This window comes from Hymenobacter monticola (assembly GCF_022811645.1).
Taxonomy (GTDB): domain Bacteria; phylum Bacteroidota; class Bacteroidia; order Cytophagales; family Hymenobacteraceae; genus Hymenobacter; species Hymenobacter monticola.
In genome coordinates, this window is record NZ_CP094534.1 from 75534 (window position 1) to 102152 (window position 26619).

Sequence of the window (26619 nt, forward strand, 5' to 3'; positions counted from 1 at the left end):
ATACTTTGCCTGCTAGGTTTGGCCTTCGTTCCGAAGCCGGGTTTCGGCCCTCGCCGCACCGCCTGACGGCGGCGCGGCTTCGCCCTGGCGTGCTGGGGTGTGTCTTTTTACTGCTGTTCGGCCTCGCGGGTTTAGCTTCGGGCCAAACAGGGCAGCCCACGCCCAAAAAGACCCAGCGCAAAGCCAAAATTCAGGCCCGCAAGGCGCGGGCCCAGGCCATCCGGCAGGCGCCCACCACGCCGGGCGTCGACTCCAGCACCGTGGCCACGCCCCGGCGCGGCACCACCGTGGCCCCGGCCAAGCCCGGCCAGCGGCCTGGCTCGGCCCCCACCCCGCCGGTGCGCAACATCTCGGCCGACCCGCGCGACCCCGTGGGCCCGCCCCCGCCCGGTGTGCGCAACGCCGGCCAGTCGCGCGTGCCCGGCGCTTCCCACAAGCCCGTACCCGATACGCTGGCCCCCGGCGGCGGTGCCCGCCTGCCCGGCGTGGTGCCCACCGACACCAGCGGGCTGGTGAACGGCGTGCGCGGCGCCGGCGATTCCTTGCAAGTGGCGGCCAAGCCCAAGGGCCAGATTCAAACCACCATCAACTACACGGCCAAGGACTCCATTCAGTTCGACGTGACCAAGAAGGTGGCGCGGCTGTATGAAAGCGCCAGCGTGGTGTATGGCCAAACCGACCTCAAGGCGGCCCTCATCACGGTGAACTACGGCAACAACACCATGCAGGCCGAAGGCCGGCTGGACTCGGTCAAAAACAGGCAGGTGGGCACGCCCATTCTTACCGACAATGGCCAGAAATACCAGGCCCGCACCATTGCCTACAATTTCAAGAGCAAGAAAGCCAAGGTATCCGAGGCCGTGACTACGCAGGGCGAGGGCTACGTGGGTGCGCAGGTCATCAAACGTCTGCCCAACGGCGACATCAACGGCCTGATGGGGCGCTACACGACGTGCAACCTGGAGCACCCCCACTTCTACATTCAGGCCAAGAAAATGAAGATGATTCCGGGCGACAAGGTCGTGACCGGGCCCTTCAACCTCGTCATTGGCGACGTGCCCACGCCGCTGGGTTTCCTGTTCGGGTTTTTCCCCACGCCCAAGCGCAGCCGGGGCTCGGGGGTGTTGATTCCGACCTTCGGGCAGGCCGCCGACCGGGGCTACTTCCTCACCAACGGCGGCTACTATTTCGCGCCCAACGACTACATCGGCGTGCGCCTGACCGGGGACATTTACGCCGGCAACGCCGAAACCTTCGGTGGCTGGGGCGCCACGGCCGACATTTCGTACCTGAAGCGCTACACCTACCAGGGCAACTTCAACTTCCGCTTCTCGACGCGGCCCAGCAACCAGATTCTGGCCACCGACGCCGTGGGCGTGGGCCAGACCTACATCCGCCCGCCGGCCGCCAACTCGTTCTGGATTACCTGGAGCCACACGCCCGTGCCCAAGCCCGGCGGCGGCCGCTTCTCGGCCAGCGTGAATGCGGGCACCAGCAGCTACAACCAAATCAACAGCCTCGACGCGCGGCGCTACCTGTCCACGCAGTTCAGCTCCAGCGTCAGCTACTCGAAGCAGATTCGCAACTCCCCCATCAACTACGACATCCGCCTGAGCCAGGCCCAGGGCACCGACGGCCGCATGACCTTCACCCTGCCCGACATCAGCGTGGGCGTGGCCCGGCAATACCCCTACCAGTGGTTCGGCATCAAGCCGGGCCAGGGCGGCAAGTTTGGGGCGGCCACCTACGAGCAGTTCACGCTGAGCTACAACCTCACGGCCCGCAACGAGGTGAGCAACACCATCGGCGCCCGCTCGCTGGCCAATGGCCTGCCCCTGCTGGGCGGCACCAACGACAACATCCGCATTCCGTTCAGCTTTGCCACCCTGGGCCGGCTATTGCAGAATTCCAACAACGGCATCCAGCACCAGTTCGGCATCGGGCTGGGCTCTTACGACTTGGGGCCCCACTTCAAGCTCAGCCCCTCGGTGAACTACAGCGAGGTGTGGTACAGCAAGAAACTACGCTACCTCTATAGCCCGGTGGCCCAAGCGGTGCGCATCGACACCGTCTACGGCTTCAACCGCCTGAATACCTATTCTGGAGCGCTGAGCCTCAACACCACCATCTACGGCACGGTGGTGCGCCGGGGCGTGCACAAGATTCAGGCCCTGCGCCACAAGATAACGCCCAGTCTCAACTACACCTATGCCCCCGACCTGCGCACCGAAGAGCGTTTCCCGGTGGGCTCGACGGTGCTTAATGGATATATTAACCAGTTTGGGCAACCCGTCTACAACACTACGCGGGCCAACCAAGTGCTGCTCAACAACTACACTTTTGACTCTTACCAGAGTTTCCTCTACGGCACGCCAGGCGGCAGCAGCCAGAACACGATTTCGTTCAGCCTCCAAAACGCGGTGGAAATGAAAATTCGGGATTCCAACGATACGACTGGCCTCAACCCGTTCAAGAAATCCAACCTGATTGAAGGACTCGACTTCAACATTGGCTACAACCTGAACAACGGGGAAGCCGACTCGTTGAGGCTGACGCCCCTGGGCGTGAACTTCCGCACCCAGATTGCCAAGAAGCTGAACCTGAACAGCACCGCCACCTTCAGCGCCTACCAGCGCGACGCCAGCGGCCGTACCATCAACAAGTACTTGTTCGAAGCCGACCCACGCAAGCTCCTGCGCCTGACCTCGGCCAGCTTTGGGGCCACCTATAGCTTCAACCCCGCCACGGGCAAGAAGAAAAGCACCATTCCGCGCGCCGTGGCCCCGGCCAACGACCCCACCCTGGGCACCGTGGGCCCGCCCAACTACTACGCCGACTACGTCGATTTCGACATTCCGTGGGAGCTGTCCCTGACCTATGCGGCCGGCTACACCACCAACCCGGTGCCGCTCACACAGGCCTACCTCGACGCCAACTTCCAGGGCCGGCGCCCGCCCATTCTGGCCCTGAACACGGTCGGCGTGACGGGCTCCGTGAAGCTCACCGAGAACCTGCGCCTGAGCTACAACCTGGGCTACGACATCACCAATCAATCCATCACGTACCCGAACATCACCTTCTTCCGCGATTTGCACTGCTGGCAAATCAACGGTACCTGGATTCCCTTCGGAATTACGAAAGGCTACAATTTCACCATTGCGGCCAAGAGCAGTTTATTGCAAGATTTAAAGATTAATCGAAACCGCTACGCGCAGTTTCAGTAGTGCTGAATTCGTTCACATAGGAATTGGCTGTGTTGGCGGGGCGGGGCTTGGCGTTGGGCGCCATTGCCAGCGCGGGCACCCGCCGCTTGGTTGTTTTGGAAACCTTTCCGTTTCCCCTACCGCCATGAATCCCTTCTTCCTCCGCGTGCTCCTGGCCGCCGATTCGGCCCCCGACACCACCGCCGTTGAATACTACCTGCACGACGCAGGCCATGAAGTGGTGCGCGTGGAGGCCCACGGCGACACGGCCCTCAAAGCCGCCCGCCTCGTGCACCCCGACCTAGTGGTGCTTAGCGGCTCCCTGCCCGGCAGCCTCGACGGTGTGGCCCTGGCCGCGGCGCTCCAGCAGCAGGTGCTGGCGCCCACACCCGTCATCATCGTCACCGACCCGGCCGAGCTGCCCGCGCTGCTGGCGCGGCAAATTCCGTCCGCTGCCTGGCCCTGCCATTCCGAAGCCTCCACACTGCCCGATGCCGCCGCTTAAACGCTGGCGTGCAGGCGGTTTTATTGGTTTTTGATATTCGCCCCTGCGCCCCGGCCAGGGGCTTTTTGCGGCGCATGTGGCGCCGGGTAACGAAATTGTTGCCAGCTTTGCCCCGCTAAACGGCCCCTTCACCCAACCGCTGCCGTTTGGCCCACCCCCATGTCCCAGCACAAGGAAGTTAAGCTCATCACCACCCACCAGATGCTCGCCATGAAGCAGCGGGGGGAAAAAATCTCCATGCTCACGGCCTACGACTACTCGATGGCCCAGATTCTGGACGGCGCCGGCGTCGACGTGCTGCTCGTCGGCGACTCCGCCTCCAACGTGATGGCCGGGCACGAAACCACCCTGCCCATTACCCTCGACCAGATGATATACCACGCCCAGAGCGTGGTGCGCGCCGTGAAGCGGGCCTTCGTAGTGGTGGACATGCCGTTTGGTTCCTACCAAGGCAACTCGTCGGTGGCCCTGCAGTCGGCCATTCGCATCATGAAGGAGAGCGGCGGCCACGGCGTGAAGCTCGAAGGCGGCGCCGAGGTGAAAGACAGCATCATCCGCATTCTCACGGCCGGCATTCCGGTGATGGGCCACCTGGGCCTCACGCCGCAGTCCATTTACAAGTTTGGCACCTACACCGTGCGCGCCAAGGAAGAAGCCGAGGCCCAGAAGCTGCTCGAAGATGCTCGCCTGCTGCAGGAAATCGGCTGCTTTGGGCTGGTGCTGGAGAAAATTCCGGCCGCGCTGGCTAAGCGTGTGGCCGAAGAGCTCACCATTCCCGTCATCGGCATCGGCGCCGGCCCCGACGTGGATGGGCAGGTACTGGTGGTCCATGACATGCTAGGCCTCACCAAGGAGTTCAAGCCCCGCTTCCTGCGCCGCTACGCCGAGTTGCACGACATTATGACCGAGGCCGTGCAGCACTACGTGGCGGACGTGAAAAACCGCGAGTTTCCCAGCAAGGAGGAAGGGTATTAATGTAATTTGGTGTAGGGGCGGGGCTTGCCCCTGCCCGGTCGTACGCATCGTTCCAACGATTTTGTGCAGCGACCGGGAGGGGGCACGCCCCACCCCTAGGTTGTCCAGGCGCTCCGTAGCTACTAGTCGGTAACCGCTTCACTTTCCATCAGCTTCGTATCTTCGCCTCCAGAAAAGCAAGAGCGAAACGCCCGGTGCGTGTGGTCTGATGATGTGCGGAAGCTCCCGAGGAGCCCTGGCGCGCTCCTGCTGATAGTCAACCCCGCCCGCTTCCCCTAAGTGAACCGTCCCAACCTGTGGTCCGAAGGCAGAGAAATTCTGTTTGAAGACAATCATTTGCTCGTCATCAACAAGCCCGCCGGCATCCTCGTGCAGGGCGACGCCACCGGCGATGAGCCCCTGTCGAAGAAAGCCGCCGAGTACCTGCGCTTCAAGTACAAGAAGCCCGGCGAGGCCTTCGTGGGCGTATGCCACCGCATCGACCGGCCGGTGTCCGGCATCGTCATCCTGGCCAAAACCAGCAAGGCTTTGAGCCGGCTGAACGAGCTGTTTCGCGATGACAAAATTCACAAAACCTACTGGGCCCTCACCGGCAAGCCGCCCATTCCGGAAAATGGCACGCTCATTCACTGGCTGGTGAAAGACACCGTGCGCAACGTGACCAAGGCCTACCCCACCGCCCACGGCCAGGGCCTGCGCTCCGAGCTGAAATACGAGCTGCTGGGCCAGGCCGGCAACCGCTACCTGCTGCAGGTGAATCCCGTGACGGGCCGCCCGCACCAGATTCGGACCCAACTGGCCACGGGCCTGAGCACGCCCATTGTGGGCGACGTGAAATACGGCTTCATTGCCCCGCTGCCCGACGTGAGCATTGCCCTGCATGCCCGCCAGCTGCAATTGCAGCATCCCGTCACGAAGGAAACGATGACCTTCACCGCCCCGCTGCCCGATGCCGCGCACTGGGACGCGGCGCGTGAGTACTATCAGTAACGCCGCACCCCGAAGCTGTGCTTCGCCCCGCGTGAGCTAACCTATACTGCGCTTATCCTGCTACGTCTGACGCAAGGCGTAGCACAGCTGCGCGGTAGGGCGACTACGTGCAAGATTTTGGCCTTCTGATACCAATCATCCGGCTCCCTTCTCGCTAGCCGTAATTTTGTGTTCATACTACTGAACCTAAGCGCGGGCCTTTTGCTTGTGCGGTCAGTTCAGCTTTCACAACCCTTATGGCTATTCTGATTTTCTTCGTTGCCCACTACTACTTATCGCTGTTCACGCAGACGTTTTACCTGCACCGCTACGCTGCGCATAAAATGTTTACGATGAACAAGTTCTGGGAGAAGTTCTTCTTCCTGTTCACCTACCTCTGCCAGGGCAGCAGCTTTCTCTCGCCCCGGGCCTACGCGCTGCTGCACCGCATGCACCACGCCTACTCCGACACCGAGCTGGACCCGCACTCGCCCCACTTCTCGAACAACGCGTTCGATATGATGTGGAAGACGAAAGTGATTTATAACGACGTGGTAAACAACAACCACGCGGGCGCCAAGCGCTTCGAGGGCGACATTCCGGAGTGGAACTGGCTCGACAAATTTGGCGGCACGGTGTATTCGCGCCTGGGCTGGGGCACGGCCTACGTGCTGTTCTACATCAACTTCGCCACGGCCTGGTGGCAGTACCTGTTGCTGCCCATCCACTTCCTGATGGGCCCCATCCACGGCGCCATCGTGAACTGGGGCGGCCACAAGTACGGCTACCAGAACTTCGACAACAACGACAAATCGATGAACACGCTGGCGCTGGACTTCCTGGCCTTTGGTGAGCTGTTTCAGAACAACCACCACAAGCTTCCCATGCGCGTCAACTTCGGCGTGAAGTGGTGGGAATTTGACCCCACCTACGTCGCCATCTGGAGCCTCGACAAGGTGGGCATCATCAAGGTGAAGCGCAAAAACATGAACCTGAACACGATTTCCAAACAGGTTCGAACCAAGCGTGAGGCTGTGGCAGCGTAGCAATGCCTCGAATGACAAACCCTAAAAAAGCTCCGGCTCCGCGCCGGGGCTTTTTTTATGTGCGCCCCTAGCTAATGCGCTGACCAAACGCTACCTTTGCACTCCCAATTTCGGGAAACCCTCACCAGACGCACGAGTTGCGTCGCACAACCCCACCGGTTTATGGCAGTTAAAATCCGCCTTGCCCGTCGTGGCCGCAAAAAGGCTTCGACTTACGACATCGTAGTAGCCGACTCCCGCTCGCCCCGCGACGGCCGTTTCATCGAGAAACTCGGCACCTACAACCCCCACACCAACCCCGCCACCATCAACTACGACGCCGACCGCGCGTTCTACTGGATGATGACCGGTGCTCAGCCCACCGACACCGTGCGGGCCATGCTCAGCTACCGCGGCGTACTCTACCGTCGTCACCTGCAGTTGGGTGTCGACAAAGGCGCCATCACCCAGGAGGTGGCCGACCAGCGTTTCGACGCCTGGAAACAGGAGAAAGACGCCAAAATCGAAGGCAAGCGCACCGGCTTGGTTGACGCGAAAGAAGAAGCCCGCAAAGCTGCCCTTGCCGCCGAAACCAAGGTGAAAGAAGCCCGTGCCGAAAACCTGCGTCAGAAGCAGGCTGCCCTGCTGGCTGCTAACGCCCCCGCTCCGGCCGCCGAAGAAGCTGCTGACGCTGCCGAAGCTCCGGCTGCTGAGGCTACCGAAGCTGCTGCCGAGTAGTTTTTAGGTTTCTGAAAACCGAAAGCGTTTGGGAGTTGTGAGCCGGACCGGCTGGCAGCTCCCAAACGCTTTTTCGTTCTCCCCTCCCCCACCATGACCCTCGACGAAACCTATCAGCTCGGCTACATCCTCAAAACCCACGGCCTGCGCGGCCACGTAGCCGCCCACTTCGACGTGGACGACGTAGCTGATTATCTCAAGCTTAAAACTGTATACCTCGCCCTGCCTGCCGCCCCAGCCAAGCTGGTAGAGCACAAGGTGGAAAAGGTGCAGTCCCAATCCGGCAATAAGGTGCTGCTCAAGCTGCGCGGCATCGACCGGATTGAGGAGGCCGAGCCTTTGCGCGGCTCGCAGCTCTACCTGCCCCTGACCGAATTGCCGGCGCTGGAAGACGACCAGTTTTACTTCCACGACGTTGTCGGCTTCACCGTGGTCGATTCAACCCTGGGCGAGCTGGGCACCGTGGAAAATTTCTACGAGCTGCCGCAGCAGGACATGCTGGCCATGCGCTACCAGGGCCAGGAAGTGCTGATTCCGGTGGTGGACGAGCTGGTGAGCCACGCCGACCACGAGAAAAAGCAAGTCCACGTGAACCTACCTGAAGGGTTGCTTGACGTGTACCTCAAACCCTCGTCGCGCGATAAGGACGAGCCCGACGAATTCGACGAAGCTTAATGTAGCGTGGACTCTGCGAGTCCGCGCTTGGGCGAACGTTCTAGCAATGCGCGGACTCGCAGAGTCCACGCTACATTCATAATATGCGCATCGACATCCTCACCTGCCTGCCCGAGTTGCTGGTCAGCCCGTTTTCGCATTCCATTGTGAAGCGGGCCCAGGACAAGGGCCTGGCCGAAATTCACCTGCACCAGCTCCGCGATAAGGCCATCAACAAGCACGGCCAGATTGACGACTTCGTGTTTGGCGGTGGCGCGGGCATGGTATTGCGCGTCGAGCCCATTGCGGCCTGGATAGATGAGCTGCAGGCCCAACGGCCCTACGACGCCATCATCTACCTCACGCCCGACGGCGAAACCCTGCGCCAACCGCTGGCCAACCGGCTGTCGTTGCTGCAAAACATCATCATGCTCTGCGGCCATTACAAAGGCATTGATGAGCGTATTCGCCAGACCTACATCACCCACGAAATAAGCGTGGGCGACTACGTGCTGAGCGGGGGCGAGCTGGGCGCGGCCATTCTGGTCGATGCCGTGGTGCGGCTGCTCCCGGGCGTGTTGGGCAATGAGGAGTCGGCGCTTTCTGACTCTTTTCAGGACGATTTGCTGGCGCCGCCCATCTACACCCGCCCGGCCGAATGGCGCGGACAGGCCGTGCCCGACATTCTGCTATCGGGCAATACGCCGAAGATTGAGGAGTGGCGGCACGAGCAGGCACTGGCCCGCACGCAGCAGCGCCGGCCCGATTTGTTGGCTTAAAACCGGATTTGGCCACTCCAATTTTCGAATCAGCAGCAAATCAGTGAACAAGCTAACGCATGTTCTACAAATGACTTGCTATCCTCAACGGAAAGCCCTATCTTTGCGCTCCGTTTCGATAAAAAACTAATTCCCGACGGCGGCGCCGTCTTTCGCAATTTTCTCAGCCATGAGCGTACTACTTGACTTTATCCAGGCCGAATCGCAGGAGCGCCGCGCCAGCTTTCCCGACTTCGCCGCCGGCGACACGATTAACGTGCACGTGAAAATCCGCGAGGGCAACAAGGAGCGCATCCAGCAGTTCCAGGGCGTGGTGCTGCAGCGCCGCAACCCCAGCTCAAACGGTGAAACCTTCACCGTGCGCAAGATTTCGAACCAAATCGGCACCGAGCGTATTTTCCCCCTGCTGTCGCCGAACATCGACAAAATCGAGGTTATCCGTCGCGGCAAAGTGCGTCGCGCCCGTCTGTTCTACCTGCGCGGCCTGTCGGGCAAGCAGGCTCGTATCAAAGAGCGGCGCTTGAACGTGGCCAAGGCTACTGCCTAAGCACGGAAGCAGCCCTAGCTTCTTATAAAAGAAAAAGCCGGCCCCACGCGTGGGGCCGGCTTTTTTAGCTTAGCGCTAACTCGGCGTTTAGATTTGGCCCTTGGGCGTGTGCGAGGAGAAGTCCTGCGGCAACTTGCCGTCTACTTCTACCGAGCCACCCTTGAGTTGCTGAGCCACGGCCGACAGCACCTCGCCAAGCTTGGTCATGCGGGTGGCGGTGTTCACGTTCTCGGCAAAGTTGGCGGCCTGCGTGGTGCCAGTGCCCAAGCGAGCCAGCAGCGGCGAAATGACGTTCACATCGAGGGTGCCGCTGCCAAAGTGGGCTTTCAGGGCCTGCAAGTCGACTATTAGTTGGTGCAGGGCCGGGTTGTTGGCGTCTTTCAAGTCCTCAATCCAGCGCTGCAGCTGGTTGTCGAGGCCCGCTTTTTCGGTGATGGCCGTCAGGTCGCTGGTGAGCAGGTGAATGGCGCTGTCGAGGTGCACTTGGTGCTGCGAATCTTTCTTTTCCATGGGGGGGGTGTTTGGGTAGCTAAGGGCGGCTGTTTTCACCGCCTTTTTAGCCAACGTAGTTTCTCCCCGCCGGGTTGGCGCTCACGCCCAAAGCAAAAAGCCCCGCCGGAACCGGCGGGGCTTTTGTGTAGGATACTTACTTGCCAGCAAGCAGCCGCGCGGCTACTCGATTTTGTTCATGCGGTCTTTCACGGCTTCCAGGGCCACGCGCATGCTCACAATGTCGCCGCGGGCGGCTTCCTGCTCTTTCAGGTTGAGGTCGATGAGGTTGTTGAACTGTTGCAGTTCGGCGGCGTTGGCGGCCAGCATCTGCTGGATTTCAATCTTGCGGGCCTTGTTCTTCTCAATGTCCTTTTTGATGGTTTCGGCCTTGGCAATCACCGCCATGTGGTTGTTTTGCGAGGCAACCAGGGCACGCTCGGCTTCGGCGATTTGCGACACCAGGTCTTCGCGGTACATCATGCGGGCGAAGTCCTTGAGGTACTTCTCGGCCGACTTCCACTGTACCGGCGTTTTGTCTTTAGCCAAGTAGGCGTTGCCCAGGTCGATGCTCCACCACACGGTAGTGCCGGTGGGCGTAGCATCCACCTTGGAGATGACGCGAATAGGGGTAGGTGCAATTTCTTCGATGATAACACCGTCCATTGTCACGACCCCTTTGTTGTTCTTCACCTTGCTGCCAAACTTCTCGTTCAGTTGTTTCAGCCAAGCCGCTTCGACGCGCTTGTTGTCGAGCTGCATGCTCACGCGCTGGCCCGTGCGGGGCACGTTGCCAATCGACATATCAGCTTCATCCACAGGGGATTTCTGGGCATAACCGCCCAGTGTCGCTAAGCATACAAGAAGTAGGATGAGTAGGCTTCGTTTCATGGTAATAATATCTTTATGAGTGCTTTAAAAATGGCCAGTGGAAAAGAACGGAACGAGTACATCGTTGTCCGGCTTTCCAAATTTAAGACCTTTATTTCATGCAAATTCTTTTCCCAAAGATTTTTTTAGGAATAATGCTGTTTTTATTAATTTTGTGCAAACCATAGTTTTTAAAGTATACTAAACCGCAATAGGCCTATTCATGGAATTATGGCCAATGTGGCTTCCACCGCAACAAAGGTACCGGGACCGGGTTATAAGGCTTATGCAAGTCACCGTTTGCCGCACCGAGCACTTCAACGCCGCCCACCGCCTGTACAACCCTGCGTGGAGCGACGAGCAGAACCAGCGGGTTTTTGGCCTTTGCAACAACCCTAACTACCACGGACACAACTACAACCTGACCGTGCGGCTAACGGGTGAGGTCGACCCCGAAACGGGGTATGTGTATGACTTGAAGCGGCTTAGTGATTTGCTCAAGCGCGAGGTGCTGAACCGCTTCGACCACCGCAACCTGAACCTTGATACGGATGACTTCCGCAATCTGAACCCCACGGCCGAAAATATCGCCGTGGTAATTTGGCAGCGCCTGCGGCCGCACCTGGACGCCGGCCTGGCGCTTTCGGTCACGCTCTACGAGACGGACCGTAACTTTGTAGAATACCATGGATAATGCTTCCGGGCTAGGCCCGGCCCCCGACTCGCACCTGCCCCCGGGCCTGCGCACCCCGCTCCGCGACGATGCTTTCGTGCGCAGCGACGACGAGAAAATAGCGGCCATCAGCGACCATTTTGAGGCCATTATGCACGAGTTGGGCCTCGACCTGACCGATGACAGCCTAGCCGGCACGCCGCGCCGCGTGGCCAAGATGTTTGTGAAGGAATGGTTCAAAGGACTCGACCCGGCCAACCGACCCGAGGTGCGCATGTTTGATAACCGCTACGACTACCACCAGCTGCTGGTGGAGCGCGACATCACGCTGTTTTCGTGCTGCGAGCACCACTTTGTGCCCATCGTGGGCAAGGCGCACGTGGCTTATCTGCCGGGCTCGCACGTGGTGGGGCTGAGCAAGCTCAACCGCGTGGTGCAGCACTACGCGCGCCGCCCGCAGGTGCAGGAGCGCCTCACCCGCCAGATTGCTGAGGAGCTGAAGCAAAGCCTGGGCACCGACGACGTGGCCGTGCTCATCGAGGCCGACCACCTGTGCGTGATGAGCCGCGGCGTGAACGACACCAGCAGCTCAACCCTGACCAGCGAGTACGGCGGCCGGTTTGCAACTGACGGGGCGCTACGCAGCGAATTTCTGCGGCAGATTGGGAAGTAGGCGACGGGCGTTGGAGGTTTTGCCGTTTGAACCGTAAGCGGAGTTCGATGTTGGCGCAGAGCGACGGGTTTACTTTTGTCTGAAACAAGCATTATGACCGACACTTCTCCTCGCAAAGTCCTCATCACCGGCGGCACCGGGCTCATTGGCACGCGGCTGGCCGAAATGCTGATTGACAGCGGCTACGAGGTGGCCCTGCTGAGCCGCGAGCCGGCCAAGAGCAGCCACTTCCGCAGCTTCCGCTGGGACCCGCGGGCGGGCACCATCGACGACGCGGCCATTCTCTACGCCGATTACATCGTGAACCTGGCCGGCGCTAGCGTGAGCGACGGCAAGTGGACCGACGAGCGCAAGCGCGACATTATGAGCAGCCGGCTGGGCGGGCTTGCGCTGCTGCACCGCGAGCTTAGCAACCCGCGCCACCACGTGCAGGCCGTTATTTCAGCCTCGGCCATTGGCGTGTATGGCGACACGGGCGACCAATTGCTGACTGAGGAAACGCCGCCTGGCCTGCCTACGCACGATTTCCTGGCCGATGTGGCCCACCAATGGGAGCTGGCGGCCGCGCCCATTGCGCATCTGGGAATTCGGACGGTGGTGCCGCGCATTGGCATTGTGCTGAGCAAGGAGGGCGGGGCCCTGCCTCAGATTGCGCGGCCGGTGAAGCTGGGTGCGGGCGCGGCGCTGGGAAGCGGCAAACAGTACATGTCCTGGATTCACCTGGATGATATTTGCCGCCTGTTCATCGCCATGCTGGAAGGGGCGGCCTGGGAGGGCACTTACAATGCAGTAGCGCCAAACCCCGTCACGAACCAGGAGTTTACCCGGGAGCTGGCCGAGGTGCTGCACCGGCCATTGATTTTGCCCAAGGTGCCGGCCTTCGGCCTGAAGCTGGCCATGGGCGAGATGAGCGACATCGTGCTGGCTTCGCAGCGGGTGAGCGCGGCCAAGGTGCTGGCACAGGGCTTCCGGTTTGAGTATCCGGAGCTGCGCGGGGCGCTGCAGGCGCTGTATGGGGGGGAGTGAATTGGATGGGGCGGTTGTTGGGACGTAATACGTAATTTGCTTATCCAACCAATCGCATTATGAATACGTCCTCCCCCATTACCGTGCATTTTGAGCAGCCGTTTCTGGAGCGGCTGGAGCAGCTGGCGCGGCTTAGCGGCAAAAGCGTCGCGGAAATCGTAGAGCTGCAAACGAAGCTGCAACTGGGGTGGCGGCCACCGACCCCGCCCCTGAGCCCAGAGGTGCAGGCGCTGAAAGGAAGTTTGCCGCTGCTGCAACAGGTAGATTATAAGACGGCCGTTACCGAGGCCATTCTGCGCAAATACGGGGCATGAGGCACTTCTTCGTTGACACCAATGTGTTGATTGACTACCTCTCGGGACGCGAACCTTTTGCGAGCGACGCGGCAGTCCTCTTCGACCTGGCTTTCACCGGCCGGGTGACGCTTTATGCGGCGAGCATCTCGTTCAGCAATTGTCACTACATCATCAGTCGGCAATACCGGACTCTCAACGCACGAGCGCTGCTGGCGGATATATTGCCGTGGCTGGCGGTGACAGATGTTTCGGCAGATGTCATCGCGCAAGGGCTGACCTCCGGCTTCACGGACTTTGAAGATGCCCTGCAATATTATTCGGCGCGCTCCAATCCGTTGGTAGAGGCCATTGTGACGCGCAACGGCAAGGATTTTACGCTGGCTAACATTCCGGTTATGGAGCCAGCGCTGGCTATTATGTTGGCGTAGGTCACGTGAATGAGTCAGCAATAATCGGAACTCCTCCAACAGTTCCGGCAACTCGCTTAACGCTCCCGCAAGTCATTCAACGCTTCCGGAACTTCGTCCAACGTTTCCGGAAAGGCTTCCAACGGCCCCGCAAGTCATTCAACGCATCCGGAAGGGCTTTCAACGCTTCCGCAAGCCAGTCAACGGGTCCGGAACGGCGTCTGACGCCCCCGGAAACCGTTCCGATGGCTCTGTAAACCAGCCGACGCATCCGGAATCGCCTCCGATGGCTCCGTAAGTGCGTCCGACGGCCCCGCAAGCCAGCCGATGGCTCCGGAAACGCATCCGATGAGGCTGGGCAGCCGTTTGCTACCTTCGTTTCTGCCTTTACTTCAACCACCCACCCTATGCTCCAATTACCCGACCTCGAACTAGTAGCCGAAAAAGTCCACGAAGCCTGGATGAAAACCAAGCGCGACCAAGGCGTGACCACCCGGCTGAGCGAAACCGGCGAAGAGCTGATGGTACCCTACGCCCAATTAAGCGAACCGGCCAAGGAGCTGGACCGCATGACCGTGCGGACGGTGTACGCGGCCATTGAAGCGTTGGGTGGCTGAGGTGGCTCTATGTTGCCGTCATAGATTATGCTCAGGAAGAAGAAATGGCGGCAATTCAGGCGGCGAATTCATACGCTAGGTATGGCGCTACTCGACGCAATTAATCGGCTTAGCATTTGGACAAAGCACAAGCTGCATATGGCTCATACCATTTCCCAAGAGCGCGCCCAATTCCTCGAAGAGCATTTCTCAGGGTTCGGTTTTAAAGACAGCACACCGGATAAGCGCTTGTTCGAAACCATCACCAGCCTGATGGAACTGCATTATTTAGCTCACATCTATAATTGGGATGCTGGCCCGGAAGTGCTTAGCTGGATAATTAACAGCCCCCATTGCGACCAAGGCACGGCGGCGCTGATTTTCTGGCGCTCGCAGCCGGATTTCTACCAAGAATACACTGACGAATCGCAGATGAGCTTGCAGGATGGCGTGTTGCCGCTGCTGCAAAGCATCATGGGTAACTGGGAACGGGGCTTCTATCAGCAACAGATTGCTTACGACCGACACGAGGACCCCGCCGCCGGGAAGCTATACCCTGACAATCCGCGGGAGAAGTGGCCAGTGCCTGCTTACTTGCTCACGCCCACCAAAGGCAAGCCTTTTCTATTTGCCTAGCGCCGCAAACTATCCGGCACGCCACCCCCGTTGTTCATCTGCTCCAGCAGGTTGTCGGCGGCGATGGTATCGACGGCCACGGCGCGGCTGGTGTAGCTTTGCTTATGCGTGTTGCCTTGCTTCTCCTGTTCTTGCTTCAAGCAGATTTTCTGTTTGCCCAATCGATGCAACCCCGCCCACTGACCGAGCTCATTAACACCCAAGACCCGGGCTGGCCACTGGTGCAGGGCTGGATTACAGCCGCGAAGAACAAGGTGCAAATATTGCCCAAGACGGCGGCCCGCGCTGACAGCGCTTTGCTAGCGGCACAGGTGACCACCCGTTCGCCAATGGGCGCGGTGGTTTACGAAACGGGTGGAATCCTCGTGGATAATGGCTGGCTCCGCATCCTGGGTTCTGGTTCGCCGGGCCTCGCCCGCGATTTGATGGGTTGGAACAAGGACAAGCAGAAAGGGCTTCTGCTGATTGCCGATGATGCGTTGGGAGGTTTTTTCGCGCTCAACAGCGGCGCTTTTGGACAAGCTATGCTCGGCAAAATTTATTACCTCGCGCCCGAAAACCTGGAGTGGGAGCCGCTAAACAAGGGCTACTCTAATTTTTTGGTTTTCTGCTTTTCCGGCAATCTGGAAAAGTTTTACGATAAGATGCGTTGGAAAGGCTGGCAACAGGAAGTAGCCAGCCTCAATAGCAATCAAGGCTTCAGTTGTTACCCTTTTTTATTCACCACAGAAGGAAAAAATCTAAGTAAGGTTCTGCGGAAACCAGTGCCCATCCAAGAGCTTTGGATGTTCAGTAACGACATGCGCCAGCAACTCGGGATTCATTAGCGCCGGATGGTGTCCATCAAGTAGCGTCCAACATTCATCCACGCTATTTGCAACAAAAAACTATGCTCAATAAGAGAATTTGGCGGCACTTCAAGCGACGAGTTCATACCCTGAGCATAGCGCTACTAAATGCAATTAATCAGCTTAGCATTTGGACGAAGCACAAGTTGCATATGGCCCATGCTATTTCCCAAGAGCGCGCCAAATTCCTCCAAGAGCATTTCTTCGAATTCAGTTTTAAAGACAGTACACCAGACAAAAACCTGTTTGACTCCATCACTAGCCCGGCGGAGCTGCATTATTTAGCCTATATCTATAATTGGGACGATGGCCCGGAAGTGCTTAGCTGGATAGTTGATAGTCCTAATTGCGACCAGGGCACGGCGGCGCTGATTTTCTGGCGCTCGCAGCCAGATTTTTATCAAGAATACACCGACGAATCAGAAATGAGCTTGCAGGATGGCGTGTTGCCGCTGCTGCAAAGCATCATGGGTAACTGGGAACGGGGTTTCTACCAGCAGCAGATTGCCTACGACCGACACGATGACCCCGCCGCTGGGAAGCTATACGCTGACAATCTAAGGGAAAAATGGTCGGTACCTAATTACCTGCTCGTGCCCACCAAAGGCAAGCCGTTCCTATTCGCCTAGCGCCGCAAACTATCCGGCACGCCGCCCCCGTTGTTCATCTGCTCCAGCAGGTTGTCGGCGGCGATGGTATCGACGGCCACGGCACGGCGGCGCGGCTCCGACTCAGACACGCAGGTGTACTTCTTGTTGATTTTGACGGTGGGCTTGGGAAAGTGGCCGGGCGTGTAGCCCAGCTCTTTGTCCTGGTAGATTTTCTCCATGAACTTGCCGAAGATGGGCAGGGCCGTGCGGCCGCCCTCGCCCTGCTGCGAGCCCACGAAGTGGATGCTGCGGTCTTCGCCGCCCACCCACACGCCGGTCATCAGGTCTTTGGTCATGCCCATGTACCAGCCGTCGGAGTAGTTGGAGGTGGTGCCGGTTTTGCCTCCGATTTGGTTGTCGTTTTTCCAGAGCTCGTAGTCCCAGAGGGCCTGGGAGGTGCCTCCCGGTTCTTCCATGCCGCCGCGCAGCATGTAGGTCATCAGCCAGGCGGTTTCGGCCGGGATGGCGCGGTGCTGCACGGGGTCGAACTGCTGGATGACGTTGCCGTTGCGGTCCTCGATGCGGGTGACGAGGCGCGGGTCGGAGCGGAAGCCGTTGTTGAGGAAAGTGCTGTAGGCGTCCACCATTTCGTACACGCTCACGTCGCCGGCCGAGCCCAGGCCGATGCTGGGCACCGGCAGCAGCGGCGAGGTAATGCCGACTTTGTGGGCGTACTTGGCCACGTTTTCCCAGCCCACTTTCTCGGTCAGCTGGGCCGTTACGGAGTTCACGGAGCGGGCCATGGCGTGGCGCAGCGTCATGTTGATGCCGGTGTATTCGCGGGTCACGTTGTCGGGCTTCCATTCCATGGGCTGGCCGTTTTCGACGTAGTTGATGGTGACGCGCTGGTCCCGAATGCGGTCGCAGGGCGAATAGCCGTTGTCGAGGGCGGTGAGGTAGACGAAGGGCTTGAACGTGGAGCCAGCCTGGCGCTTGCCCTGCTTCACGTGGTCGTACTGGAAAAAGCGGAAATCGAGCCCGCCCACCCAGGCCTTAATCTGGCCGGTGTAGGGGTCCATGCACATCATGCCCGATTGCAGGAAGTGCTTGTAATAGGCCAGCGAATCGAGCGGCGACATCACCAGCGTGGTGTCGTTGTCGTCGTGCTTCCAGGTGAACACCTTCATCGGCCGCTTGGCGTTGAGGGCCGAATCGAGGCGTTGGGGCTGGTTTTTGTACCGATTGGCGAGGCTCTTGTAGCTCTCGGTGCGCTTCATTTGGGTGAGGATGAAATCGGGGATTTCCTGGCCTTTCTCGTCCACCCAGGGGTTCGAGCCACGGTTGCGCCAGAAATTGTCGAACTGCCGTTGCAGGGCCTTCATGCGCTCGTGCAGGGCTTCCTCGGCGTGGGCCTGCATGCGCGAGTCGATGCTGAGGTAGATTTTCATGCCGTCGCGGTACATGTCGTGGCCGGTGCTGTCGCACCAAGCGTCGACAAACTGGCTGATGGCGCTGCGGAAGTAGGTATCGGGCCCGTCGATGTGGGGCTCGACGTGGTAGTTGAGCACGATGGGCGTGGCCTTCAGGGCCTGAATCTGGGCGGCGGGCAGCACGCCGGCCTGGCCCATGCGGTCGAGCACCACGTTGCGGCGGCGCAAGGCAGCGGCCGGGTGGAACTTGGGGTTGTAGGCCGTGGGGTTATTGAGCACGCCCACCAGCATGGCGGCTTCCTCGGGCTTGAGGCTGTCGGGCGAGGTGTGGAAGAAGGTTTTGGCCGCTACCTTGATGCCGAAGGCGCTGGAGCCGTACTCCACGGTATTCAGGTACATCCGCAGAATTTCCTCCTTGGTGTAGCGCTGCTCCAGGTCCACGGCCGTGAGCCATTCCTTGGTTTTGGCCACGATGGTGCTCACCACCGGGATGTAGCCCAGGGCGCCGCGGCTCTGCTGGCGGCGGATTTTATACAGGTTTTTAGCCAGCTGCTGGGTGATAGTGGAGCCGCCGCGCTTCTCCCCACGCAACGACGAAAACGCGCCACCTACCACGGCCTGCAAATCGATGCCCGAATGGTCGTAGTAGCGCACATCCTCGGTGGCAATGAGGGCCTTGACGAGAACGGGCGAAATCTGGCTCAGGGCCACCGGCGAGCGGTTTTCGCGGAAATACTTGCCGATGAGCACGCCATCCGACGTGTAGATTTCCGACGCCTGCTCCACCTTGGGGTTTTCCAAGTCGGCCAGGCTGGGCGACTTGCCGAAGAGGAACATAAAATTGGTGCTCACCAGAAACGGGTACACCAGAAACAGGATGATAACCAGCCCAAACAGCACCCAGGCCCAGCTGGCCAGCCGCAGGGGCCAGCGGCGGCGCGGCGCTTTCGGTTTGGAGCCCGAAGAAAGGGAAGAGCTTGTCGGTTGGGAGTCGGCCATGCGAGGCTGCAGAGTAGAGAGCGAAGTCGAAACTTAGCCGCGAAGAACGACAAATATACCAAGCCGCGGCCCCAAGCAAGAAGGGGCCGGATGGCCCGAGTACCCCGAAGCTCCTGCTTCGGCCCGTTGAACGATGCAGACGCAAGCCGAAGCAGGAGCTTCGGGGTACTCGGGCTAGCGGCGCTGGCGGGCGGCCAGGATGGCCTGGTGGTGCACGTTGCGGCGGGCCCGGACTTTGTTGCGCTGCCAGCGCCACACCAGCTCGGCCAAGGCCAGCAGAATAATGCCCAGCCCCAGAAAGTAGCTCCAGTGCAGCATGCGCACCTGTCCCCGCGTAGGAGCTTCCAATTCCTTAAACAGTAGCAAGCCCCACAGCTCATCGAGCAGCGTGAGCACCCACACCACCCCGGCAAACACCCGCCCTACCCGGCCCAGCGCCAGCTGCCAGTGCAGCAGGTAAAGCGTGAGTCCGGGCAGCGCCGAGAGCAGCACCAGCGGCTCCTCCTGCACCAGCGGCAGACCCAGAAACACGATGCTGAGCGTTTCCTTCAACACCTGCGCAGCCGCGAGGCCGCGGCCCAGGCGCGAAATTTTGGGAATGGAAGGCAGCGGATGCAGGTGGTGCGAATGAGGCATAGCGCGGGCAGAGACGAGGCCAATACGCCGCCAATATAGGCAGCCGCCGCTAGTAGCGGCGCAGCATGACGCGGCTGGCCTGGCAGCGCCAGGTCAGGACCACAATGAGCAGGCCCTTGACGGAATCGAGCAGCAGGTTGTCGGGTTTGCCGAAAGCCAGGTAGATGCCGATGCCAATACCTACCCACCACATGCCCAGCACGTAGCACCAGGCTGCGTAACCCCGCTGCCGCTGCGCCACCTGCACTAATGCTACTAAGGCAGCTAATGAAACAAAGCACAGCAGCCAGCCCAGAATGTAAGTCAGAAACCTGGTTTCTGGTCCGTATTTTACGCCGAACTGCGCGAGGGTGAACGACGGCGCGAAGAAGGCGCCCCCCGTCAGCGCCACCTCGATGAGCAAGGCGATGAGCAGCACAACCAAAAGCAGCGTACGGGCCATGAGCGAAGGCAAGCGAGAAGCCGTCACAAGCCTTTCTCAGATGCGGAAAGCCCGACGGGCTGCCAAGCTAAACAACAAACTTGGATTTGTTACTATTCAGACATAGCATCTATTCTACCCTTCATTTGGTTTCAGCCTTGACAATGGGCACATTCGCACCTTTGTGGGCAACACACCGGCGACTCCGTTCTTGGTTAGATTAAATTTCAATTTAACAAAATTCTATCTAATTAGTGCTAAACAGCTCGGCACATTGTTGGTTACAGGCCTCCAATTGGCCTCACCCGACGCCCAGAAACGCCGCCCGCAGGCCGCTGAGGCACGCCAGCAACAGCGTAACCATGGCCACGCCCAGGCCCAGCGCCAACGACACGCAGCTCAGCGCCAGTCGAAGCCAGCGCGGCCCATCATAGCGCAGAGGCCAGCGTAGCAGCACGCCAATGGTTTGCAACCCACCCGCCAGCAACAACAGCGTGAGGACGACCCAGGTCCAGAACTCGGCCCGTGGCGAGTTGGGCCAGATTTCCTGCTCGAAAAGCAGGCTGAGGCCCACCAGCCCAATGCCCGCGGCCGTGCCCCACAGCCGGGGCGGCACCGCGGGCCAGTGGGGCAGGAAGTGCCGCAAATGATGCTGGAACATAAGGCGAACGAGTAAAAAGCTGAATTGAGAAAAAGCCCGGGGCGCTATTTTGACGACCACAGCAGCATGAGTTGCGTGAAGGCCAGCAGCAGCAACGCCAGCAGCACCACCGTGGCCGGCAGCACGCCGCGCACCAGGCGCTGCCAGCGCACATCGGGCGTGGCGCCCCGCTCCTGCCAGGTGAGCAGCACGCCAAGCACGGCCACGTCGCCGATGCAGAATAGGATGCCGAGGAAAGTGAGGGCGAATTGAGGAAACATTGCGTTAAGGCTCGATTGCGTTAGAAACTGATTACTGGAACTATTCAACCCACATATTCTTACCGTCATCGAACCAGCTGAGTACCATCATCAAAGCCAGTATCGCATTCACTACCCACCAGCCGGCCAGCAACAGCCGCAGCCCTACGGCCCAGCCGAAGGCCATATCTCTGGCCCAGCCACGGCAGGTAATTTGCTGAAAAAAGGAGCCGAAGCCAATGATAGCCTTGTGGTAAAAAAGGTTAGCACCCAGCACGAGGACCACCGTGAGTGGCGTAATCAACCAGCCGGTGCCGCAGGTGCGGCAGTCGGCGCCCTGTACCACCATCACCCAGTACCCAAGGCCGGCGCAAGGCAGCACGCAGGCCACCGCCCAGGTCAGGCTGCGGGTTAACCAGCGCCCAAGGCCCGACGGCGGGGCCGTGTGAATGAGCTTATTCATGGCCGCGCAGCTGTTGGCCGGCCTCGTAATCGGCCCAGGTAAAGCTTTGCCAGTCGGTGGGCGCGGCGTAGGCGGCGCGGGCATTGGCTAGGGCAACATCGAGGCGACGCTGGGCTTCGGCGGCTTCGATGACCCGATAAGTGCCGTAATAGGTGTCGGCAGTGAGTTGGGACACCTGGTTGAACACGGCGCGGCGGGCCTGCAGGACGGGCAGCACCCGGTTGGGCATGTTGAGCAGGAAGCCGATGTCGATGCTACGAAAGCGGGCCTGCAGGTTGTACTCGGCCATCCACACCTCCCAGTTGCCGGCGGCCAGCATGAGCAGCACCGCGTAGGCGGCCAGGGCATTGAGCCGCACGAGGCTGTAGGCCGAGCGGCGCTGCCAGATTTTGAGCAGCACCGTGGCCAGCCCGAAAAATACCAGCAGCAAGAAAAAACACACCCCGATGCGCTTGTAGGCCACCCCGCAGTGCAGGATGTAGTAGTAGTTGCGCAGCCCCACCGACACGGCCAGCACCGCATTCTGCACCACCCACACCGTGGCCCCGCCGCGCAGCCAGCGCAGGCCGGGCTGGTAGAAATTGAGGTTGCGCCGGAAAAACCACAGCACGATGCCCATAGCCAGCAGGATGCTGAAGATGAGCACATACGTGCCCTCGTGCACGAACTGCATGAGGTTGAAGCCCGGCGCGGGCTCAAAACCAAACCACAGCCAGCGAATGTCGATGGCATTCACCACCAGCAACAGCACGTTCACCAGCCCAAACACGGCCGCGGCGGCGTAAAACTCCTTGCGCAAATCCAGCACCCGCACGTTTTTCAGCCGGAAGTCGGGCCGGCGCACGCCGAAGGAGGCCACCCGGTCGCGCTGCCGCCGGATGAACTCGCCGAAGCGCGATTCGTGGTCGGCAAACACGTACACCGGCACCACCACCAGCGCCCCGGTCACCACCACAAATCCCATGAATACGAACAGCAGGTGCGCCAGCGAGATATCGGGAATCAGCCGGGCCAGCCAGTCGCCCAGCAGCGCCAGCACCCGCCCGCTCAGCTGGTCATACACCGGGTTGGCGATGGCGAAGAGCAGGTGAAACGCGCCCAGAATGACCAGCGGCACCACCAGCAAGCGGCCGTAGAACCAGCTCCGGCGCACGCCCGCACCCCGGTGGCGCGGTGCCCGCAGCCCACGCAATACCCGCAGCCAGGCCTGCGCCGCGCTGCTGGCGGCCGTGAGCGCGGCGTAGAGCACCAGCTTGAGGTGGGGCTGATTGACGTAGCCCAACAACAGCAGCACCGATACCCAGCAGGCCAGCGCCGCCGCGCCCGAGCCATACACGGCCATCATCGCCCCGCTAAACAGCGTGCCGACCACCGCCAGCCAGAAGTAGCCCGAGCGGCGCACCGCCGCCACGCGCGGCAGCAGTACCAGTTGCGCCGCTACCACAAACACCGTGAAGACGAGCATGTTCAATCCGCCGGTTTCCTGCCAGAACAGCCAGTCGAACAACACCATGCCCAGCGGCAGAAGCACCTTTTGCGCCTTGGTGATTGGCGTGTGCGGCGTGGTAGTGGCAAATGTCACCGGTGAGGCAGCGGGCCATTCGGCCCCGGGTTGGAGGGAGGTTTCCATCGATTGAAACGCTTTGTATTTCAAAGTAGATTTTCAAAAAAATTAGCCGCGAGGCTATGGGTGTGGCGCAAATGGGTAGGAGTACTTGATGAGCCGCCAGTACGGGCTGGTTGCTTCAGCAAGGGCCGGAAGAATGAGCTCTGCTTTCATCTTAAAGAACTTTGTATTTCAAAGTTTAAAGGCAAAAAAAAGAGAGTTGCATGTGTGGTCTGTCATCCTGAGCGCAACGAAGCACCTTCTCACGCTGGGAATTTTGCAGCAACTAATTCAGACGTGAAAAGGTCCTTCGCTGCGTTCAGGATGACAGACGATTACCCCCGCAGCAGCTTTTCCAGCGTCTCCAAGTGTTGCTGAAAGGCTACTTTGCCGGCGGCGGTGGCGGCGTAGGTGGTGTTGGGTTTTTTGCCCACAAACTGCTTGCTCACCAGTACGTATTCGGCTTTTTCGAGGGCGGCCACGTGGCTGGCCAGGTTGCCGTCGGTGAGGTCGAGGGCTTCCTTGAGGTCGTTGAAGCTTACGGATTCGTTGGCCATCAGCACGGCCATCACGCCCAGCCGCACGCGGTGGTCGAAAGCCTTGTTGAGGGTGTGGATGAGGTGCTTCACGAAGAGACGACGGGTTTGGCAGCCGCGTCCGGCCGCTCGTAGCGGTTATACATCACCAGGCCATAACCGATGTGGCCGAGTCCGAAACCCAGTGCAAAGAAAAGCAGCCCGTACTCCGGCAGCAGCATGCACACCAGCCCGAGGCCAATTTGCGTGACGCCCAACCAGCGAATTTCTTCCAACGTGTACTTGCTGGCGTTGAGCAGCGCCAAGCCGTAGAACAGCAGCAGCCCCGGCATCACCATCGCCACATCAGGGCCCAAATACAGGCGCAGGCAGAACAAACCGCCCGCCACCAGCGGAATGGCCAGGGCTACCGCCAGCCGCCGGCCGGGGGCGCTCCACAGCTTCTGCCCGCCGCTGTGGGTGCGGCGCCGCGTGAAGTAAAAGGCCACCAGCACCGCCAGCGCAATCAGGCTGCCGGTGAGGAAAAGCAAGCTAGGCAGCTCCCGCAGCCGCATTTCGGGCGTGGAATGCAAGAGCCGGGCATAGCCGCCCACCACGGAGGCGTCCTGAAAAGCGCTTTCGAGCAGGCGCATGCTGAAGGCCGTGCCCAGCAGCGCCACCACGCCCGCTCCTATCCCGCTCAGGCCCGAGAGCGACAAAAAGCGCGAGCTGCGCTCCATGATGGCGCGGATTTCGGTGAGTTGGGCTAAGGGGTCGGGGTTGGCGGGCTTCATAAGTATCGAAGTGCTTTGTATTGCAAAGTTGAAGAAAAGAACTGATACATTTTCACCCTCGCTAAACTTTTTTTCAATGCCATCACGTGAGCAGGCCACCTCTCGCCAGGCCTGGGCACTTTGGTTATTGACCAACGCACCGGGAATTGGCGGCCTTCTATTCGTAAACGTCTACTGAAGTCCGCTCCAATTTGACATTGGTAATGAACCGTTTGCCATGCTATTGGCGGATGGGTTTACCCTGGGGGCTCGGCGCTGGTTGTGCCAGTAGCCCCGCTTTTTCGACAGCTGCTGGCAATGCCGAAACAAAGGCAGCGCGCCCTGGCGTAGGTGAGCACCCTTTTCGTCGCCCCGGCTTTTTTCTTGTTTGTGACGGCCGGCACGCTGGCGGCCATTGCCCTCTACGCCAGCGCCTGGGCATATTGGCCCGCAACGCTTTTGGCCGCAACCTGCGTGTACCACAAACCCCTTTTCTGGCCCGGCGGACCCGGGCCCTCGGCCAGAGCAGTGGAAGCGTTTTGAACAATCCTGCTTCGCCTTGGCAGCCATTTCGCTTCTCTTGTTGTCCTGGCTTCGTTGCTAAAGACCATTGCTTCTCAAATACCACTACGGGCACCGGGCATGAGACAATTAAATGCCATGCAGACCGTTCAATGGTTGCCAAAAGCTGGAGTGTGTCCCGCGTTCGGAAGCGCGTAGTTCCGCATCGCGCGCTCTTGAGCAGCCAAAGCCACAAGCGGCAAACTGATAGACTTAGCACCAGTTCAATACCCTGCCACTGCGAATTCCCAAAATGAGTGAGTTATTCCAAAAAATATAATCCCCGGCCCAACAAACCACTCATTTACAAGGCATCGTAAATCGAGCCAGCAAAACAAGGCATCTCAATCTGCACATGGTTTTGCTACCTGATTGCCCTCTCTTCTGACCTGCCTGCTATGAAACTCACTTACCCGACTACCGCTGCCCCGGCCCATGCCTCCGCCCTGACGAGCACGCTGTACGTGTGGCTATTCACTAACTTGGGCGGCACCGCGCAACTCGTAGCCGGTTTTGGCCTCGCCGAGCCGGCCGACGTCAAAGTGCCGCTGCTCATTGGCTTGGTGGCGGCGTTGCTTTCATTGGCGGCGGTGCCGCTGGCGGTGCCCGTTTTTGCCTTGGCCCAGCGAGCCTGCACAGGCTGGCGGTGCCGCCTCACGGCGCTGGCGGGTGTGCTGCTGGCCTTCGCGGGCGCCAATGCACTGCTGTTGTACGGGTTGCCCCTGGGTTCGCCCGCCAGCCTGCTGAGCCTGACGTGGCCTTACCTGGCCGCGGCGTTGCTCACGGTAGCGTGGCTTTACCGGCCGCGCCTGGCGGCCAAGCGGCTGAGCCGCCCGGCACCCCTGCTTAGCACATGGCGGCAACGCGCCGGGAAGGCCGCCCCGGCCTACTTGGCCCACTGATAAAGCCCGCGGCGCTTTCTGTAGCCCGCAAAACCAGCCGGCTTTGCCTTTTGTGCGTAAGGTGGGCCCATGCGCCTTCGCCTGCGGTTGTTTGAGTTCGAGGATTTGCCGTGGTTTCCGGCTGTCATCCGGGCCGGGATGATGGACTACCTGCGCTTCATGATTTCCTGGCTGGGTACCTACCGGCCCATTGCGCCGCTGCTGGCCGAGGGCATGGTCCGCACCGGCCAAACCCGCGTGCTGGAACTGGGGGCCGGTGCGGGCGGCGGCACCGAAACCGTGCTCACCGCCTTGCGCGCCCACGGCCAGCCCCGGGCCACCATTCTTCTCACCGACCTCTACCCCCAGCCCACGGCCTGGGCCGACATTGCCCGCCGCACCCACGGCGCCATCGGCTACGAACCGGCGGCCGTGAATGCGCTGGCGGTGCCAGTTCACCTAACCGGTTTCCGCACCCTGTTTTCCGCCTTCCATCACTTTCCACCCGGGGCGGCTACGGCCATGCTGCGCGATGCCGTGCAAGCCGGCACCGGCATCGGGGTGTTTGAGGGCGCGGGCAAGCACTGGGCCGAGCTGCTGCTGGCCTGGACGGTGCTGCCCGTCGCGCAACTGCTGCTCACGCCGTTTTACCGGCCGTTCCGGCTCAGCAGGCTGGTATTCACTTACCTGATTCCCCTCATTCCGCTTTGCACCATCTGGGATGGCACGGTGTCGGTGCTGCGCATGTACCCGGTGGATGAGCTGCTGAAACTGGCGCACGCGGCCGACCCAGCCGGCCGATTTACCTGGCAGGCGGGCAAGAAACGACACTGGTGGGGGCCGGAGGTGACGTATTTGATTGGTTGGCCGAAGTAGCACGTCGTGTCGAGCGCAGCCGGGAAATCTCGCGTGCTGCAGTATTTAGTTTTCCGAGG

The 26619-nt window shown here is 60.2% G+C and carries 32 protein-coding genes; 20 read left to right on the plus strand and 12 right to left on the minus strand.

What is annotated here, in order from left to right; all coding sequences use genetic code 11:
* Window positions 1–5 precede the first annotated feature (5 nt).
* From MTP16_RS00350 to rplS, 9 genes are all read left to right on the plus strand, one after another.
* Window positions 6–3224 (plus strand): putative LPS assembly protein LptD, encoded by a 3219-nt coding sequence (locus MTP16_RS00350; RefSeq protein ID WP_243514846.1) that lies wholly within the window; start codon window positions 6–8, stop codon window positions 3222–3224.
* Window positions 3225–3348: 124 nt separating this feature from the next.
* A complete protein-coding gene (locus tag MTP16_RS00355) occupies window positions 3349–3708 on the plus strand; it encodes a response regulator (RefSeq protein WP_243514849.1) in 360 nt (119 codons plus the stop codon).
* A 159-nt stretch (window positions 3709–3867) separates the two neighbouring features.
* Window positions 3868–4683: a 3-methyl-2-oxobutanoate hydroxymethyltransferase gene (gene panB / locus MTP16_RS00360; protein ID WP_243514852.1), complete on the plus strand. Its 816-nt coding sequence runs from the start codon at window positions 3868–3870 to the stop codon at window positions 4681–4683.
* Window positions 4684–4962: 279 nt separating this feature from the next.
* Window positions 4963–5673: an RluA family pseudouridine synthase gene (locus MTP16_RS00365; RefSeq protein WP_243514854.1), complete on the plus strand. Its 711-nt coding sequence runs from the start codon at window positions 4963–4965 to the stop codon at window positions 5671–5673.
* Window positions 5674–5909: 236 nt separating this feature from the next.
* On the plus strand, window positions 5910–6698 hold the full coding sequence (locus MTP16_RS00370; RefSeq protein ID WP_243514856.1) for an acyl-CoA desaturase: 789 nt from the start codon (window positions 5910–5912) through the stop codon (window positions 6696–6698).
* A gap of 162 nt (window positions 6699–6860) precedes the next feature.
* Complete coding sequence (locus tag MTP16_RS00375; RefSeq protein WP_243514858.1) at window positions 6861–7415, plus strand: 30S ribosomal protein S16; 555 nt, start codon at window positions 6861–6863, stop codon at window positions 7413–7415.
* Window positions 7416–7508: 93 nt separating this feature from the next.
* On the plus strand, window positions 7509–8090 hold the full coding sequence (gene rimM, locus MTP16_RS00380) for a ribosome maturation factor RimM (RefSeq protein WP_243514860.1): 582 nt from the start codon (window positions 7509–7511) through the stop codon (window positions 8088–8090).
* An 83-nt stretch (window positions 8091–8173) separates the two neighbouring features.
* The gene (gene trmD / locus MTP16_RS00385) at window positions 8174–8848 is read left to right on the plus strand and encodes a tRNA (guanosine(37)-N1)-methyltransferase TrmD (protein ID WP_243514862.1); all 675 of its coding nucleotides are present in this window, start codon (window positions 8174–8176) and stop codon (window positions 8846–8848) included.
* A 169-nt stretch (window positions 8849–9017) separates the two neighbouring features.
* Window positions 9018–9395, plus strand: coding sequence for a 50S ribosomal protein L19 (rplS, locus tag MTP16_RS00390; protein ID WP_243514863.1), 378 nt, complete (start codon window positions 9018–9020; stop codon window positions 9393–9395).
* Between the two features lie 87 nt (window positions 9396–9482).
* Here the strand turns inward: rplS and MTP16_RS00395 are convergent, their stop codons facing one another.
* Both MTP16_RS00395 and MTP16_RS00400 read right to left on the minus strand, forming a co-directional pair.
* A complete protein-coding gene (locus tag MTP16_RS00395; RefSeq protein WP_243514864.1) occupies window positions 9483–9905 on the minus strand; it encodes a hypothetical protein in 423 nt (140 codons plus the stop codon).
* 162 nt (window positions 9906–10067) lie between these two features.
* Window positions 10068–10775 carry a hypothetical protein gene (locus MTP16_RS00400; RefSeq protein ID WP_243514867.1) on the minus strand — a complete coding sequence of 236 codons (708 nt, stop codon included), beginning with the start codon at window positions 10773–10775 and terminating at the stop codon, window positions 10068–10070.
* 265 nt (window positions 10776–11040) lie between these two features.
* On the opposite strand from MTP16_RS00400, the gene MTP16_RS00405 reads away from it, so the two are divergent.
* The 7 genes from MTP16_RS00405 (at window position 11041) to MTP16_RS00435 (ending at window position 15061) form a co-directional block, all read left to right on the plus strand.
* The gene (locus MTP16_RS00405) at window positions 11041–11448 is read left to right on the plus strand and encodes a 6-pyruvoyl trahydropterin synthase family protein (RefSeq protein WP_243514869.1); all 408 of its coding nucleotides are present in this window, start codon (window positions 11041–11043) and stop codon (window positions 11446–11448) included.
* On the plus strand, window positions 11441–12100 hold the full coding sequence (gene folE, locus MTP16_RS00410; protein ID WP_243514871.1) for a GTP cyclohydrolase I FolE: 660 nt from the start codon (window positions 11441–11443) through the stop codon (window positions 12098–12100). The genes MTP16_RS00405 and folE overlap by 8 nt, the downstream gene beginning before the upstream one ends.
* Before the next feature lie 93 nt (window positions 12101–12193).
* Window positions 12194–13126: a TIGR01777 family oxidoreductase gene (locus tag MTP16_RS00415; protein WP_243514873.1), complete on the plus strand. Its 933-nt coding sequence runs from the start codon at window positions 12194–12196 to the stop codon at window positions 13124–13126.
* Between the two features lie 59 nt (window positions 13127–13185).
* Window positions 13186–13440, plus strand: coding sequence for a ribbon-helix-helix domain-containing protein (locus MTP16_RS00420; protein WP_243514878.1), 255 nt, complete (start codon window positions 13186–13188; stop codon window positions 13438–13440).
* Entirely contained in the window at window positions 13437–13850 is a 414-nt protein-coding gene (locus tag MTP16_RS00425; RefSeq protein ID WP_243514881.1) for a type II toxin-antitoxin system VapC family toxin, read from the plus strand. Before MTP16_RS00420 ends, MTP16_RS00425 begins: the two co-directional genes overlap by 4 nt.
* A gap of 386 nt (window positions 13851–14236) precedes the next feature.
* Complete coding sequence (locus MTP16_RS00430) at window positions 14237–14446, plus strand: RyR domain-containing protein (protein ID WP_243514884.1); 210 nt, start codon at window positions 14237–14239, stop codon at window positions 14444–14446.
* Between the two features lie 81 nt (window positions 14447–14527).
* Window positions 14528–15061, plus strand: coding sequence for a DUF4274 domain-containing protein (locus MTP16_RS00435; RefSeq protein WP_243514887.1), 534 nt, complete (start codon window positions 14528–14530; stop codon window positions 15059–15061).
* Here MTP16_RS00435 and MTP16_RS00440 read toward each other — a convergent pair.
* Window positions 15058–15201 carry a hypothetical protein gene (locus MTP16_RS00440; RefSeq protein WP_243514890.1) on the minus strand — a complete coding sequence of 48 codons (144 nt, stop codon included), beginning with the start codon at window positions 15199–15201 and terminating at the stop codon, window positions 15058–15060. The two genes, MTP16_RS00435 and MTP16_RS00440, sit on opposite strands and share 4 nt — an antisense overlap.
* On the opposite strand from MTP16_RS00440, the gene MTP16_RS00445 reads away from it, so the two are divergent.
* Both MTP16_RS00445 and MTP16_RS00450 read left to right on the plus strand, forming a co-directional pair.
* Window positions 15193–15888, plus strand: coding sequence for a DUF2625 domain-containing protein (locus tag MTP16_RS00445; RefSeq protein ID WP_243514893.1), 696 nt, complete (start codon window positions 15193–15195; stop codon window positions 15886–15888). The two genes, MTP16_RS00440 and MTP16_RS00445, sit on opposite strands and share 9 nt — an antisense overlap.
* Before the next feature lie 47 nt (window positions 15889–15935).
* A complete protein-coding gene (locus MTP16_RS00450; protein ID WP_243514896.1) occupies window positions 15936–16538 on the plus strand; it encodes a DUF4274 domain-containing protein in 603 nt (200 codons plus the stop codon).
* On the opposite strand, the gene MTP16_RS00455 is transcribed toward MTP16_RS00450, so the two are convergent.
* From MTP16_RS00455 to MTP16_RS00495, 9 genes are all read right to left on the minus strand, one after another.
* On the minus strand, window positions 16535–18928 hold the full coding sequence (locus MTP16_RS00455; protein ID WP_243514898.1) for a penicillin-binding protein 1A: 2394 nt from the start codon (window positions 18926–18928) through the stop codon (window positions 16535–16537). The genes MTP16_RS00450 and MTP16_RS00455 overlap by 4 nt on opposite strands.
* Before the next feature lie 174 nt (window positions 18929–19102).
* A complete protein-coding gene (locus tag MTP16_RS00460) occupies window positions 19103–19564 on the minus strand; it encodes a hypothetical protein (RefSeq protein ID WP_243514900.1) in 462 nt (153 codons plus the stop codon).
* A 49-nt stretch (window positions 19565–19613) separates the two neighbouring features.
* Entirely contained in the window at window positions 19614–20006 is a 393-nt protein-coding gene (locus MTP16_RS00465) for a hypothetical protein (protein ID WP_243514903.1), read from the minus strand.
* Between the two features lie 280 nt (window positions 20007–20286).
* Entirely contained in the window at window positions 20287–20646 is a 360-nt protein-coding gene (locus MTP16_RS00470; protein ID WP_243514906.1) for a hypothetical protein, read from the minus strand.
* A 44-nt stretch (window positions 20647–20690) separates the two neighbouring features.
* Window positions 20691–20906: a hypothetical protein gene (locus tag MTP16_RS00475; RefSeq protein WP_243514909.1), complete on the minus strand. Its 216-nt coding sequence runs from the start codon at window positions 20904–20906 to the stop codon at window positions 20691–20693.
* Window positions 20907–20946: 40 nt separating this feature from the next.
* Complete coding sequence (locus tag MTP16_RS00480) at window positions 20947–21348, minus strand: hypothetical protein (protein ID WP_243514912.1); 402 nt, start codon at window positions 21346–21348, stop codon at window positions 20947–20949.
* Window positions 21341–22978 (minus strand): DUF4153 domain-containing protein, encoded by a 1638-nt coding sequence (locus MTP16_RS00485; protein WP_243514914.1) that lies wholly within the window; start codon window positions 22976–22978, stop codon window positions 21341–21343. The genes MTP16_RS00480 and MTP16_RS00485 overlap by 8 nt, the downstream gene beginning before the upstream one ends.
* A 311-nt stretch (window positions 22979–23289) precedes the next feature.
* Window positions 23290–23583: a winged helix-turn-helix domain-containing protein gene (locus MTP16_RS00490; RefSeq protein ID WP_196286342.1), complete on the minus strand. Its 294-nt coding sequence runs from the start codon at window positions 23581–23583 to the stop codon at window positions 23290–23292.
* Window positions 23580–24263, minus strand: coding sequence for a hypothetical protein (locus MTP16_RS00495; protein ID WP_243514916.1), 684 nt, complete (start codon window positions 24261–24263; stop codon window positions 23580–23582). Before MTP16_RS00495 ends, MTP16_RS00490 begins: the two co-directional genes overlap by 4 nt.
* A 938-nt stretch (window positions 24264–25201) precedes the next feature.
* Here MTP16_RS00495 and MTP16_RS00500 point away from each other — a divergent pair.
* Together MTP16_RS00500 and MTP16_RS00505 are read left to right on the plus strand one after the other, a co-directional pair.
* The gene (locus tag MTP16_RS00500; RefSeq protein ID WP_243514918.1) at window positions 25202–25705 is read left to right on the plus strand and encodes a hypothetical protein; all 504 of its coding nucleotides are present in this window, start codon (window positions 25202–25204) and stop codon (window positions 25703–25705) included.
* A gap of 69 nt (window positions 25706–25774) precedes the next feature.
* Entirely contained in the window at window positions 25775–26560 is a 786-nt protein-coding gene (locus MTP16_RS00505) for a class I SAM-dependent methyltransferase (protein WP_243514920.1), read from the plus strand.
* Window positions 26561–26619 lie beyond the last annotated feature (59 nt).